Source organism: Epilithonimonas sp. (assembly GCF_032055105.1).
Taxonomy (GTDB): Bacteria; Bacteroidota; Bacteroidia; order Flavobacteriales; family Weeksellaceae; genus Epilithonimonas.
Genome location: NZ_DAMBRK010000018.1, coordinates 1 through 15,091, shown reverse-complemented (window position 1 = coordinate 15,091; position 15,091 = coordinate 1). Strand labels below are relative to the sequence as shown.

Sequence of the window (15,091 nt, the reverse complement as noted above, 5' to 3'; positions counted from 1 at the left end):
ACCACATAGACACATAGTTTTTAAACAGTTCAAATAGTTTTCCCTATGTGTCTATATGGTTAATAAGTTTTAGTTCATTTTAATCTGATAAGTAAATCCTAAGTGAAACCATCTTCCTGGCATCGGAACCAAATTGGTTTCTACATATTTTATATTCGTCAGGTTATTGATTAAGACATAAAAATTAAGGTCTTTGATTCGGAAATTAAGTTGTTCGTCAAGAATATTATAACTTCCAAGATTCACTCTTTCCGAATATTTATAAATCAATTGATTGCTGAAAAACTTCAAAAACTTAACATCTAATTGTGCTACAAACTGATGTCTCAAATTCTGCAAAGCATATCTGGAAAGTTCCTCATTTTTATATTGATTATCAAGATAAGTGTAACCCAATCGATAATTCAGAAATGGGAATAATTGATGTTTGAATTCTGTTTCGAAACCTTTGAGATGGATTTTGCCGACATTTTCCGCTGTCCAAGGACTTTCCTCTGTTGGTTTCAGCCAATCGATGCCATTGTTTGTATTTCTGATAAATCCACTCGCTTTCGCCAAGATTTTTTCATTCTGGAATCGATAACCTAATTCTGATGAAACAGCACTTTCCGGAACCAAATTTGGATTTCCAATTTCTGTCGGACTCACATAATAAAGGTCGGTAAAAGTTGGAATCCTGAAGCCTTTAGAAATCGCTCCAAATACTTTATGATTTGGATTAAAGATAAAACCAACATCCACTCCCGGATAAAGAAAATTATCACCGGAATAATTTGCCCAACTTGCTCCTGGATTGATTTCTAACTTCTGATTAAAAAACCGGAATTGATGGTCAAAAAACACCTGCGTCACATCTCTTTCTCTATCTCCAAGATTACTGCTTACCAAAAATTCTTTTCTGTAATCCACACCCACGCTTGTTGTCCCGATTGAAGATTCATAAGAAGCATTCACCGTTCCACCAATATTATTTCCAATGTGCATATTTCTGTAACCAGTCGGATTAGATCGCGTGTAGAGATACATATCCTGCCCTCTCCTCCAATAAACACTCGAATTAATAGATAAATTATTGAACTTCTGTTGGTACTGCAAACTCACCACAGAAGCTTGAGCTTCTTCATACTGATTGATTGCAGATGGTGAAGCATAAAAACCATTTGCACCAAATTTCTTCTCAGAAAAACCGGCTTGTAAACTTAGACTTCCTTCATTCAATTTTAATTTATTTTGATAGAAGAAGTTTCTGATTTGATAATCTGTATTGAAACGATAACCGTCCGAAGCGCCATTGCTGATTGAAAAAAGATTCGTGAATTTCTCCGAACCAAAGGTTGCAGAAGCCGACAAATCATAAGTTTTGAAATCGCCACCTTGAGCTTTGATTATCACTTGCTCTTCAGAAGAAGTTTTAGTCACGATATTAATAACACCTGCATAAACATTCTGTCCGTAAAGTTTTGCAGATGAACCTTTGATAATTTCAATCCTCTCAACTGCCGAAATATCAAATGGAATATTGAATGTATTATGACCAGTCTGTGAATCATTCATCCTAATTCCATTCACCAAAATCAAAACCTGTTCAAAAGAACTTCCTCTAATCGTAATATCGCTTTGAACTCCATTAGAACCTCGCCTTTTGATATCCAAACCGGAATAAAACTGAAGCAATTCATCAATGCTAGTTGCCGGACTATTTTGGATTTGTTGTTTCGTAATGACAACTACGTTTTCGTTGACATCATTATAAGGCGTTGATAAAAAACGACCTTGTAAATTAACTTCATCAATTTCTTTTTCTTGATTCTGTGCTATTGCATTAATAGACAAAACGCAAATTGACAAAGCTGTAATAGTTCTTTTCATATGTAACTTCTATTATTTCAAAAGGTCACTCTCATAGTTTAAATTAACCTTCTGAATAATTGGGCGCAAATTTAGAAATTAACATTAATCTGCAAACAAATTAATCGAGAAACTTAAAATGTTAATTTGAAAACTTATCTCAAATCGATTTAATTTTTCGTAAATTTGTTGGTCTTATTTTTACTATGGCTACAGCTTCTGAAATCGATATCAAAAAATATATTTTCGTTAAAAACGCACATCTTAACAACCTGAAAAACATTGACGTTCTGATTCCAAAGAACAAACTGATTGTGATTACGGGTGTCTCTGGAAGTGGTAAATCGTCACTCGCTTTTGATACGATTTATGCCGAAGGACAAAGAAGATATGTGGAAAGTTTGAGTTCCTACGCGCGTCAGTTTTTGGGTAAATTAGAAAAACCGAAAATCGATGACATCAAAGGTTTAGCACCTTCTATTGCGATTCAGCAAAAGGTGATTTCGTCCAATCCGCGTTCTACAGTTGGAACTTCTACGGAGATCTATGATTATCTTAAATTATTCTACGCCAGAGTTGGAAGAACTTTTTCGCCGATTTCGGGAGAAGAAGTGAAGAAAGACAGCGTAACCGATGTTATTGATTTCATTAAGAATTCTAAAAAAGATTCTACTTTTTTATTGTTAACGCCTTTAGCTTTTGAAGTTAAAACCTTTGCTGAATTACTGAAAACGCTTAAAGTTTCCGGATTCACCAGATTGGAAGTTAATGGGAATTTGGCGGGGATTGAGGATTTGGAAAGCTTCGGATTCACGCCGGAAAAAGATATGACGATTAATCTTGTGATTGACAGATTCAGTTATGAGGAAGATGAGAATTTCTTGCAAAGATTGGCGGATTCTATCCAAATGGCTTTCTACGAAGGTCACGGCTATTGTTCACTTAAAAATACAGACACAGGAAAAATCCGTGAATTTTCTAATAAATTTGAATTGGACGGCATTGTTTTCAATGAACCGAATGTCCATTACTTCAGTTTCAACAATCCTTACGGCGCTTGTCCGACTTGCGAAGGTTACGGAAAAGTGATTGGAATTGATGAAGATTTGGTGATTCCGAATAAAAATTTGTCGCTTCACGAGGACGCTGTTGCTTCTTGGAAAGGAGAAAGTATGAGCGAGTGGAAAAAGGAATTTATGAAAAAAGCCAAAGATTTCCCGATTCACAAACCTTATCATCAATTAACAAAAGAACAAAAGCAATTTCTTTGGAAAGGCGATAAAACCAAAAGTTTCCCAAGTATCGACAACTTCTTCAAAATGTTGGAAGAGAATCTTTACAAAATCCAATATAGAGTGATGCTTTCTCGTTATCGTGGAAAAACGGGCTGTCCAGATTGCGAAGGTTTGCGACTGAGAGAAGAAACTAATTGGGTAAAAATTGACGGACACAACATCCAATCTTTGATAGAATTACCTTTGGACGAATTGCTACCATTAATCAAAAATTTTAAGCTCAACGACCACGATAAAGAAATCGCCAAACGTCTGACTTACGAAATCGAAACAAGATTAGAATTCTTGACTAAAGTTGGTTTAGGATATTTGACTTTAAACCGAACTTCGAACACCCTTTCCGGTGGAGAAAGTCAAAGAATTAATCTGGCGACGAGTTTGGGAAGTTCGCTTGTTGGTTCTATTTATATTTTGGATGAGCCAAGTATTGGTTTGCATTCTCGAGATACAGAAAATTTGATTAGCGTTTTAAAACAACTTCGAGATCTTGGAAATACGGTGATTGTTGTAGAGCACGATGAAGATGTGATGCGAGAAGCAGATTATGTCATCGATATTGGTCCGGAAGCGGGTTATCTTGGAGGAGATTTGGTTTTCAGTGGCGATTATAAAGAGATGCTGAAAGCAGATACTTTGACTGCAAAATATCTGAATGGCGATTTAAAAATCGAAGTTCCAAGCAAACGAAGAAAAACGAAAGAATTTATTGAGATAAAAGGCGCTCGTCAAAATAACTTGAAGAATGTTGATGTGAATGTTCCTTTGGAATGTCTGACTGTGATTACAGGTGTTTCCGGAAGCGGAAAATCGACTTTAATGAAAGAAGTGATGACGAATGCAATTCAGATTCAATTAGGAATGGGTGGAAAGAAAGCGGATTATGATTCCGTTACTTTCCCTTCAAGATTGATTCAGAATATCGAATTGATTGACCAAAATCCTATCGGAAAATCGTCGCGTTCTAATCCTGTAACTTATTTGAAAGCTTATGATGATATCAGAGACCTTTTTGCGAAACAAAAATCTGCGAAAGTTCAAGGTCTAAAACCAAAACATTTTTCTTTCAATGTTGACGGCGGAAGATGTGATGAATGTAAAGGCGACGGTGTGATTACCGTTTCGATGCAGTTTATGGCAGACATTGAACTGGAGTGTGAACATTGCCACGGAACACGTTTCAAAAAGGAAATTCTCGAAATCAAATACGACGAAAAAAACATTTCCGATATCCTTCATATGACGGTAGATGAAGCGTTGGAATTCTTCAAAGAAAATCACGAAGAAAAAATCGCTACAAAACTGAAACCTTTGCAGGATGTTGGTTTGGGTTATCTTCAGTTGGGTCAGTCCTCTTCTACTCTTTCCGGTGGTGAAGCGCAGAGAGTGAAGTTGGCATCTTTCCTTGTAAAAGGTGTGACGACGGAAAAAACCTTATTTGTATTTGATGAGCCTTCAACAGGTTTACATTTCCACGATATTCAAAAATTATTGAAATCGCTTCAGGCATTGATAGAATTAGGACACTCAGTAGTTGTGATTGAACATCAGCCGGATATTATCAAATGTGCCGACCATATTATCGATGTTGGTCCAAATGCCGGAAAATACGGCGGAGAAATTGTTTTCACAGGAACACCGGAAGATTTGATTAAAGAGAAAAAGTCTTTTACTGCGAAGTATATTGCGGAGAAAATTTAAACATTCCAATATGAATTTATTCAATAAAATTAAATCAGCTTTTAGTGATAAATCAGAAATTGCTTTTGATTTAAATAGCGAAACTATTCTTAATTTTTATTGGAACAAATTTATTGATTCTGTTTCTCAGCATTATCCAATTCCCTTAGAACTTTTAACTAATTATTCAGAAGCCTTCAATTGGAATTTTTTATCAAAAAATGAAAATATCGAATGGAATGATGAATTCCTAGAGAACAATAAGGAAAAATTCAATTGGATCAATATAACAAGAAACAAATCTATAATCTGGGATTTTGACAACATTAAAAAGTTCAAAAAACATTTAGACATTGAGGGAATTGGAACTAACACTTCTACTATTCTTGATGAAAGATTATTAGAAAAATATGCTAAAAAAATGGTTATAATAAATAGCCATCCAATTCTAAATGATGAAATTGCAAAAAAATATAATTTAAAAATATTTAATTATAAAGAGCCGAAACTTTACAGTGAAAAAAATCTAGAAAATATATTTTTATATGGTGATGATTTTTATCCTGATGTTGACATAGATATTTATAAAAAATATATCAAACCTATATTTCTTGAATACAAATTAGAAAATATACTTAAAGATAAGTTCTATACTTTTCAGAAATATTACACCCTTTCTCCAATTATTAATGATGAAATAGGTTTAACACCTGAATTTCTAATTGAAAACAATACATTGATAAAAGGAAGTTTTGAAGAAAAAGGCTTAATTGACATTAATGAAAATGTACTTATAAAAAACGGAAATATTCAAGAAGGAAAAGACAGACTCTATGATGTGCTGAGATTATCATCACACAGTTTCAGAACATTATTATTGATTAGCGAAAATGTAAAACTTATTTTAGAGAGCTTTAAACTACCTCCTCATCACTTTATCAAAACTAATTTCCAGCTAAAAAACATTAAAACTAAAACTGAATTTTGGATTTTAATGCTGGATTATGACCAGTTGATGAAAGACTTAGATTACTCTCTAAATTTTTATGACATTGTAAAAATTGACAATATCACAAAGATTTATAAGTCTGAAAGAAAAATAACTTCTTTCGAAGATTATCTAAAATATATTAAAGATAAAAGACAGAAAAACTCTTCAGAAAGTACTTCATACTTATTAACAGTTCTACCGGAATCATTTTTAGTAAATTCTGATTTTGATTTATATTCTTATTCAGTTCATAAAAAAATTATCGTGAATGAACTTCTAAAAAATGCTTTAGAAAAAAATTTGCCCAATCAAATGAGATTTGTGAGATTCCACACTTCAAAAATAGAACTAAACGAAGAAAAGTATAAATTAAAATTACAAAGAACAATTCCCGAAATTACAATCAAACCATTAAAGTATAGTATTTCTAAGGAATTAAAATTTTACTTATCAAAGAAAAAAAGATTGCTTAAAGAAAAGAAATCTCTGGATTTTAAAATGTTAGAAAAAGATGATTTTTATGACATTCAGAAAAAATTAAACATCATTCTTCCTTTTGATTTTAAAATAGATTATCAATATAAAAGTTCTTTAAAAGATGATTACGAATACTTAGGAATTGAGTCTTTTTATATTTACAATGAAATTTCTGATAGATTTCCAGAAACTTACAATTCATTAATCTTTGCAGAAAATAAATCAGGAGATAAACTTGGACTCTTTTTAGAAAAAGATAGTGATTATAATCTTCAAAATAAATTAGTGGAATTTTTTCACGAAAGTGGGGATTATGAATTTTTATGAATTATCTCCTATACTTCAATAAATAAAGACTTATCCACAAAAAAATGTGGATAACTACAAAATTTTAACATTCAGTTTACATTTCGTATTGTTTTTCTTCCTAAATTTACAATAGAGATTTAAGAAAATGAAAACAAATTTTGCTCTTGACTCGATCGGAATTACTCAAATTAAATTTGATATAAAAATTTAAAGGATAGCATTGTCGGCTGTCCTTTTTTGTTGTTGTTTAACTAAAAAAATGAGATGTTTTATCTACTGAACCGGCTTCTAAAGAGTCGGTTCTTTCATTTCACAAAGGCTTCGACTCCGCTCAGCCTGACAATTCTTATTATACATTTAGTACTAAAAGTGTCGCACTGAGCGGAGTCGAAGTGTTTATAATAAAAAAGACTGCTTTTTTCGAAACAGTCCTTCTTCTCATTTTCAGATTCTATTATTTAGAAGCCGTTACATTGATTCCAATTTCAATGTCTTTGCTAATCATCCATTCAGCTGGGTCAGTTTCGTCAGTCCCAAATTTGATTCCCCAATCCGCTCTGTTTACGGTAAATTTAGCTTCAAGACCAGCTTTACCTTCAGCAACAGTCACTTTCGCAGGGAAAGAAACATTAAGCGTTTTTCCTAATAATGTCAAGTTTCCGCTTACAGTTTTGTTCGCTCCAGCAACTGCATCTTTTGGAAGTTCTCCAGCCAAATCAGCTACAGCAGTAATTTTGAAATCAGAAGTTGGTTGTTTCTCAACATCAAAGAAATCAGCATTTTTAAGGTGTGCTTCCAAGTCAGCCGGTTTTTTGTCAGCCTCGGTTACAGAAGCAGGGTCAACTTTCAAAGTCGTCATATCGATTACGAATTCTCCAGAAGTTACCGCATCATTTTCAACTGTAATTTCACCTGATTTCAAGTTAAGAGTTCCCCATCTTGGCGCGAATCCACCTTTGTGGAAAGCTTTCCAATCTACTTTAGACGTTGCCAAATCTACGTTGTAAGCTTCACCTGTTTTTGCTGCAACTTCTTGTTCAGCTGTTACAGTTTCTTTTTTGTCGTTACATGCTGTGAACAACAACGCTGCTCCTACAAATGCTAATACTGTTAATTTTTTCATAGAAAATATTTTAAATTAATATTGTTTTTCTTTCAGCAAAAATAAGACCTTAAATCTTGTCTCCGCATTGATGTACATCAAGAAACGTTTTTTTCAAACCACAAAAGGCACAATTTTTATTCTGAAGTTTACTTTTCAAATAAGAATAAACTTCACATTTACACATAAAATCAATTGTGCTATTCGTGAAAAAACTTTGTGCCTTTTGTGGTTAAATATCATTCAAATTCCTTGGAAACACCTAAACCAAACAAAGCAAAATCGTAAATCGCTGGGTCGTTAGAATTATATTTTCTAAGAATTAAATCTAATTCTTCAACCGCTTTCCAATCGTTTTGTTTTCTGGTCAAGATTCCAAGTTTTCTGGAAATATTTGCGGTATGAACATCCAAAGGAACCGATAAAAACTTCGGGTCAATCTTTTCCCAAATTCCAAAATCTACTCCTTTTTTATCTTTCCGAACCATCCAACGCAAAAACATAATCAATCTTTTGGAAGCCGAATTTTTATAAGGTGAACTCACGTGTTTTTGTCCGCGATGTTTTTCGGAAATGAAATGATTTCGGAAACGCTCGATAGAATGAGAAAAATTGATTTCGTTTTCATTGATCATAAAAGTATCTTCTAAACTTTCAAACTGAGTATAAATTCGACGAAAATTCTTTAGAAAGAAAATAAAATCTTCGTGATTGAATGTTCTGTGAATAGCTTTTTGAGGAATTCTATTTAAGTCAGAATCCGTAAAATTCATCACAAAATCGTAAGGCGAATTTTCCATCAGTTCCATCATTTTATTGGCATCATTGATAATCGATTTTCGATTTCCCCAAGCAATGCTCGCAGACAAAAATCCAGCAATCTCAATATCCTGTTTCAAAGAAAAACGATGCGGAATCTGAATTGGGTCATCACTAATAAAATCTGGAGAATTATATAATTCTGCTTTTTCATTCAGTAAATCGAAGATGTCTTTTTCTTTCAAAATCATTGTTCAAAAATACGAATTGTTTTTATCGACAAAGCGCAAAAATGTTAATTATAGAAAAGTAAAAAGTCGCAAAGTTTTAAAAACATTTGCGACTTTTTAAATTAATGACTTAAATCTAAAATCTAGATTCTAACATCTAACTTCTATTTGTTTATCTTCCAATGACCTCAGTAATCGGTTTTCCGATTGCTCCACTTGGAAATTCGATGTGAAGTAAAGCGGAGATTGTTGGCGCAATGTCTGTCATATAATAATCGCCGTTGCTCTCGCCGTGTTTGATTCCCCAACCCATAAAAATCAATGGGATGTGAGAATCGTAAGAATTCCAAACACTGTGCGTGGTTCCTTTTTTGGCGTAACTTGGTAACATTCCGTCGTGAGAAATGATTTGGATATCGCCACTTCTCTGCCAATTGTAACCATTGATGGCTCGGGATTTTATTGGTTCTGGAATCGCTGATGAACCAATCTTTTTCAAATCTACGGCGTACAAAACTCTAGGGTCTTTGTTCAGATTATCTATGATGGTTGTTTTGATGGCTTCTTCATCCAGATTTTTTTCTTTAATCAAATTTTGATTCAGGTAGATTTGATAATTATCGATTCCGAGAATCAATTTGGAATTGGCATATTTTTTCTCCAATTCAGCGCCGAGATTCTTCTCCATTCCTTCATCAAAGAAACCGCCTAAGATTTTATTGGCTTTCAAAAAACCTTCTGCATTGGCACCACCGTGGTCCGCAGACAAGAAAATCAAATAATTGTTCTTCCCAACTTTCTCATCCAGCATTTTAAAAAAGGCTGCAAAATCTCTGTCTAGTCTGATGTAAGTATCTTCCACCTCAATAGAGTTGGGTCCGTAAGAATGTCCTACATAATCTGTTGATGCCAAATTAATTGCCAGAAAATCTGTTTCAGTTCCTTTTCCTAAGGCATAATTGTCTAAAGCCGATTCAGCAAATTTCAAAGTTAATGTATTTCCGAAAGGTGTTGTTCTGATGACGCCTTTTTTTGTGGCATAATCAGACAATAGATTTTTGTAAGGAAAAACAGGTTGTTTTGCCGTTCCTACAGGATATTCCCATTCTACATTATCAGCCGTACTTTCTGTATATTCATTAATTGGTAACGCCGTTTCCCAGCCGTTCACCAACAATTTTTCTGGAACTTTCTGGTCATTGAAATCTTTCACCCATTTTGGTAGTTCATTCATGTAATAAGAACTCGTGATGAAGTTTCCAGATGAATCATCAAACCAAAACGCACCAGTCGGATTGTGACCAGCAGGCAAAATAGAAGCGCGGTCTTTCAAAGAAACGCCAACCACTTTTGATTTGAAATTACTCGCAATTCTTAATTGGTCTGTAACGGTTGTTGACCAAAGATTTTTTGGAGAATGACTTCCTATCTTTTTATTATCTGTACCCACCGGATTAACACTTTCGTCCGTGGTACAATAGACATTTTTCCCGGTTTCTTTGTCCGTCCAGTCATTTCCAGCAATCCCATGAATGGAAGGCACCGAGCCTGTATAAATGGAAGTATGACCAATCGCTGTAACAGTAGGAATGTAAGGAATATGAACATTATTAAATGAAAAACCTTCTCCTAACAATCTCCTGAAACCACCTTGTCCAAATTTTTTTTCAAAGCGGTAGAGATAATCCCAACGCATTTGGTCTACAACTAATCCTACAACTAATTTTGGTCTTTCTCCTGAATTTAATTTTGTTTTCTGCGCACTGACGTTGCCCATTGTAGCCAACGCTAAAACGAAAATCTGAATTTTTCTGAACATTGAATCACTTTTTATTGAGTCCAAATTTACGGCTTTCAAAAGTTTTGGGATATGAAATTTATATTAAAGTTTGTTTGAGAATTTAATACGAAGGCACTAAGGAGTTTGATTCCGCTCAGTTTGATTCTTAATTCAAGTTTCAATATTTTTAAATTTTCTACAAAGTATTTTCACCGTATAGTCCCCTAGATTTTTGGTGAAAATTAAGATGAAATAGTAATTTTTTAACTCTATTTTTTCTATTTCCAACACTATTAAAAACCGTTCTGTCTGCTTTACTTTGGACAGTTGGTTTTTAGGCAATAACCGTTACCGCTTCTATTTCTTTGGACCTAAGCGTATCTTTGGTTTGAGCTAATGAAAATGTGATTGATAATAATCCTAATAAAGTTAATGTTGACCTCATAGTTATTGTTTGTTTATAAGACAACCGAAGTCGCACTAATGTTACGTCAGAAAACAAATTTTTCTTGATAGAATCTAATTTTAATTAAATTTGAGAAACTAAATCACAGTAAAAAATGAGTTCTAAAATCAAATTACCATCTGAATAAGAGGAAGAATTAATCAAATTTCTTAATTTTGCGAAGGACTTGCAACAGAAGGAGGTAAAACCTAAAATGGTTTTGAAATCGAGACAAAAAAAGGGGAAAAATTCGAAGCTAAGAAACTCATCTTTGCAACAGGAATTGTAGATGATGTTCCTAATACCAAAGGATTTTGGGACTGTTGGCGAATGTCTTTGATCCATTGTCCCTTTTGCCACGGTTATGAGTTTCAAAATAAGAAAACAGGAATTATTGCTAATAGCGAACATGGTTTTCATATTACATCATTAGTTAATAACCTGACCAACGATTTGACAATTTTAACCAGAGGAAAAGCGGATTTTACAGAAGAACAGAATCAAAAATTAAAACAGAACAACATCAATATCATCGAAACAGAAATTGATGAAATCCAGCATCAGAGCGGAAATCTCGAAAGTTTGATTTTATCTGATGGAAAAAAAATGAGCTTCAATGCTGTTTATGGTGCATTTCACTTCAAACAACATTCAGAAATTCCAGGCTTTTTGGGCTGTGAATTCACGAAAAACGGTCATATCAAAATCGATAATTTACAAAAAACAACCATTCCAGGAGTTTATGCTTGTGGAGATAATTCTTGCGATGCGTTCCGTTGCAAATGCAGTTTATACAGGTAATCTTACAGAAGCAATGGTGAATATGGAATTAACGAACGAAAGTTTCTAGAAAATAAAAACCGCATCATTTTGGATGCGGTTTCAATTTATATTAAGATTGAATTAAAATTTCAAATCACCATTTACTTCTCTCACAGCTTTTGCAGCATCCGCAAATTTTGCTTTCTCTTCATCAGTCAAAGAAATATCAACGATTTTCTCAACACCATTTTTCCCGATGATTGCAGGGACGCCAAGACAGATATCGCTTTCGCCATATTCTCCATCCAGCATTAAAGAGCAAGGAATCATTTTTTTCTGATCACAAGCAATAGCCTGAACCATTACAGAAACTGCTGCTCCCGGCGCATACCAAGCGGAAGTCCCTAATAATTTTGTCAATGTTGCTCCACCAACTTTAGTTTCCTCTATAACATAAGCTTTTTGCTCCTCACTCAAGAATTCTGAAACTGGAACTCCGTTTCTGGTGGCTTTGCTGTAAAGTGGCAACATTCCTGTATCAGAGTGTGCAGCGATAACCATTCCGTCCACATCTGAGATTGGCGCTTGCAAAGCTTCTGCTAATCTATATTTGAATCTTGCAGAATCCAAAGCTCCCCCCATTCCAATGATTCTTTCTTTTGGAAGTCCAGAAGTTTTATGAACTAAATAGGCCATCGTATCCATCGGGTTAGAAACAACGATAATGATTACGTTTGGAGAGTTTATAACAAGATTCGCAGTTACATCTTTTACAATTCCAGCGTTGATACCGATTAATTCTTCTCTCGTCATTCCAGGTTTTCTAGGAATACCAGAAGTGATGACAGCAACATGAGAACCAGCAGTTTTGCCATAATCTCCAGTTGTCCCCGTAATTTTTGTATCAAAACCATTAAGAGAGGCTGTCTGCATCAGATCCATTGCTTTACCTTCTGCAAAACCTTCTTTGATATCCACCAAAACCACTTCGGAAGCGAAATTTTTCATCGCAATATATTCAGCACAAGAAGCTCCAACAGCTCCAGCTCCTACTACAGTTACTTTCATAATATTATTTTTTTTAAAATTTTTTAAAACTCTTTTTCGTAAATATAATAAATCTTAGAAAGCCTATTATAAATTAAATTCTAATATTTGTCATATTTTTATAAAGTGATTATTAATTGACACATGACATAATTTATAATACAATATTAAAGTACGTTCTTAAAATGTGATAGAGATTTCGTAAATTTGCTATGAAAAAAATTAAAAATATGTCAGAAAACAACATAAAATCTATTGCTGTTTTGACTTCTGGTGGAGATGCTCCGGGAATGAACGCAGCACTTAGAGCCGTTGTAAGAACAGCAAATCACTTTAACATAGATTGTTATGGAATCCGAGAAGGATACAATGGTCTAATTGCAGGTGATGTGATAAAAATGGGACCCCGTTCCGTCAAAAATATAATTAATCAAGGAGGTACAATTCTAAAGTCTGCAAGATCTAAAGAATTTATGACTCCCGAAGGTAGAAAAAAAGCATACGAACAGTGTCAAAAATTAGGAATTGATGCCATTGTTTGTATTGGTGGAGACGGAAGTTTTACCGGTGCCAAAGTTTTCAATGAAGAGTTTGGTATCAAAGTAATTGGTGTTCCCGGAACAATTGATAACGATATCTTTGGAACAGATAAAACCATTGGTTATGATACGGCTCTAAACACAGCTATGGATGCGATTGATAAAATCCGCGATACTGCCACTTCTCACAACAGAGTTTTCTTTGTAGAGGTTATGGGAAGAGATGCAGGTTTTATTGCACTTAATAGCGGAATTGCGACAGGAGCTTTGGATATCTTAATCCCAGAAAGAAAGGATAGTATTGATGAACTCTTTGAAACTTTTACAACTGCCGAGAAGGTAGGAAAATCCTCTAGCGTGGTTGTGGTTGCAGAAGGCGAAGAGCTAGGAAATATTTATGATCTAGCAAAAGCAACTAAAGAAAAATTCCCTAATTATGACATCCGTGTGACTGTTCTTGGACACATCCAAAGAGGTGGTTCACCTAGCTGCGCAGACAGAGTTTTAGCAAGTCATCTAGGTTACGGTGCCGTGATAGGATTAATGGAAGGACAAAACAAAGTAATGGTTGGTATGCAGTCTAATAAAATTGTGTACACGCCAATAGAGGAAGCCATCAAAAAACATAACGAAATAGATAAAGACTTACTGAAAATAGCTGAAATACTTGCGATGTAAGTCATTTTTTCGTAAATTTATAGTAACAAAAAAAACCTTAATATTTTAAATAATATGTCAACAATTAAAGTAGGAATTAACGGATTCGGTAGAATCGGACGTCTAGTTTTCAGAGCAATGGCTGAAAGAAGCAACATCGAAGTTGTAGGTATCAATGACCTTATCGATGCTGAATATATGGCTTATATGCTAAAATACGATTCGGTTCACGGAACGTTCAAAGGAGAAGTATCAGTACAAGGAAATAACCTTGTTGTGAACGGAAAAACAATCCGAGTTACGGCTGAGAGAGATCCTAACAACCTAAAATGGAATGAAGTAGGTGCAGAATATATCGTAGAATCTACAGGTTTATTCCTTTCTAAAGATTCTGCTCAAGCTCACATCAATGCTGGTGCAAAGAAAGTAATCCTTTCTGCTCCTTCTAAAGATGATACTCCAATGTTCGTAATGGGTGTAAATCATACAGAATTGACAGACGATGTAAAAATCTTCTCAAATGCATCTTGTACTACAAACTGTCTTGCTCCATTAGCAAAAGTAATCCACGATAACTTCGGTATTGCAGAAGGTCTTATGACAACTGTACACGCAACTACTGCAACTCAAAAAACTGTAGATGGACCATCTGCAAAAGATTGGAGAGGTGGTAGATCTGCACTAAACAACATTATCCCTTCTTCTACAGGTGCTGCAAAAGCAGTAGGAAAAGTAATCCCTTCTCTTAACGGAAAATTGACTGGTATGTCTTTCAGAGTACCAACTGCTGACGTTTCTGTAGTTGACTTAACTGTAAGATTGGAAAAACCAACTTCTTATGACGAGATTGCTGCGGCTGTAAAAGCTGCTTCTGAAGGTGAATTGAAAGGAATTCTTGGTTACACAGAAGATGCTGTAGTATCTCAAGACTTTGTTACAGATGCTAGAACTTCTATCTTCGACAAAGAAGCTGGAATTATGCTTTCTCCAACTTTCGTTAAATTGGTATCTTGGTACGATAACGAGTGGGGTTATTCTAACAAATTAACAGACCTATTGGTACACTCTTCTTCTTTATAATTAGAAGTAATTTTACTAAACATAAAACCTCAGAACCTTTTTAGACTGCACCCAAAAGTTTAGACAAAATTAAATAATATTTTGATAGGAAAG

At 34.3% G+C, this 15,091-nt stretch carries 10 protein-coding genes; 5 read left to right on the top strand and 5 right to left on the bottom strand.

Going from position 1 to position 15,091, the window contains the following annotated elements; all coding sequences use genetic code 11:
• Nucleotides 1-69: 69 nt before the first annotated feature.
• Entirely contained in the window at nucleotides 70-1,869 is a 1,800-nt protein-coding gene (locus RTY06_RS13765) for a TonB-dependent receptor domain-containing protein (protein WP_312825558.1), read from the bottom strand.
• A 185-nt stretch (nucleotides 1,870-2,054) separates the two neighbouring features.
• On the opposite strand from RTY06_RS13765, the gene uvrA reads away from it, so the two are divergent.
• Entirely contained in the window at nucleotides 2,055-4,841 is a 2,787-nt protein-coding gene (uvrA, locus tag RTY06_RS13760) for an excinuclease ABC subunit UvrA (RefSeq protein ID WP_312825557.1), read from the top strand.
• Nucleotides 4,842-4,851: 10 nt separating this feature from the next.
• Complete coding sequence (locus tag RTY06_RS13755) at nucleotides 4,852-6,615, top strand: hypothetical protein (RefSeq protein ID WP_312825556.1); 1,764 nt, start codon at nucleotides 4,852-4,854, stop codon at nucleotides 6,613-6,615.
• Nucleotides 6,616-7,051: 436 nt separating this feature from the next.
• Here the strand turns inward: RTY06_RS13755 and RTY06_RS13750 are convergent, their stop codons facing one another.
• From RTY06_RS13750 to pafA, 3 genes are all read right to left on the bottom strand, one after another.
• Nucleotides 7,052-7,720 (bottom strand): YceI family protein, encoded by a 669-nt coding sequence (locus tag RTY06_RS13750; protein ID WP_312825555.1) that lies wholly within the window; start codon nucleotides 7,718-7,720, stop codon nucleotides 7,052-7,054.
• A gap of 218 nt (nucleotides 7,721-7,938) precedes the next feature.
• Nucleotides 7,939-8,709 carry a TIGR02757 family protein gene (locus tag RTY06_RS13745; RefSeq protein WP_409450857.1) on the bottom strand — a complete coding sequence of 257 codons (771 nt, stop codon included), beginning with the start codon at nucleotides 8,707-8,709 and terminating at the stop codon, nucleotides 7,939-7,941.
• A gap of 151 nt (nucleotides 8,710-8,860) precedes the next feature.
• Nucleotides 8,861-10,507, bottom strand: coding sequence for an alkaline phosphatase PafA (pafA, locus tag RTY06_RS13740; protein WP_312825554.1), 1,647 nt, complete (start codon nucleotides 10,505-10,507; stop codon nucleotides 8,861-8,863).
• Between the two features lie 631 nt (nucleotides 10,508-11,138).
• On the opposite strand from pafA, the gene RTY06_RS13735 reads away from it, so the two are divergent.
• Entirely contained in the window at nucleotides 11,139-11,714 is a 576-nt protein-coding gene (locus RTY06_RS13735) for an NAD(P)/FAD-dependent oxidoreductase (RefSeq protein WP_312825620.1), read from the top strand.
• A 102-nt stretch (nucleotides 11,715-11,816) separates the two neighbouring features.
• Here the strand turns inward: RTY06_RS13735 and RTY06_RS13730 are convergent, their stop codons facing one another.
• Nucleotides 11,817-12,743, bottom strand: coding sequence for a malate dehydrogenase (locus RTY06_RS13730; RefSeq protein WP_312825553.1), 927 nt, complete (start codon nucleotides 12,741-12,743; stop codon nucleotides 11,817-11,819).
• Between the two features lie 209 nt (nucleotides 12,744-12,952).
• Here RTY06_RS13730 and pfkA point away from each other — a divergent pair, with 209 nt between their 5' ends.
• Together pfkA and gap are read left to right on the top strand one after the other, a co-directional pair.
• Entirely contained in the window at nucleotides 12,953-13,939 is a 987-nt protein-coding gene (pfkA, locus tag RTY06_RS13725; RefSeq protein ID WP_312825552.1) for a 6-phosphofructokinase, read from the top strand.
• 54 nt (nucleotides 13,940-13,993) lie between these two features.
• Nucleotides 13,994-14,998, top strand: coding sequence for a type I glyceraldehyde-3-phosphate dehydrogenase (gene gap, locus RTY06_RS13720; protein ID WP_312825551.1), 1,005 nt, complete (start codon nucleotides 13,994-13,996; stop codon nucleotides 14,996-14,998).
• Nucleotides 14,999-15,091 lie beyond the last annotated feature (93 nt).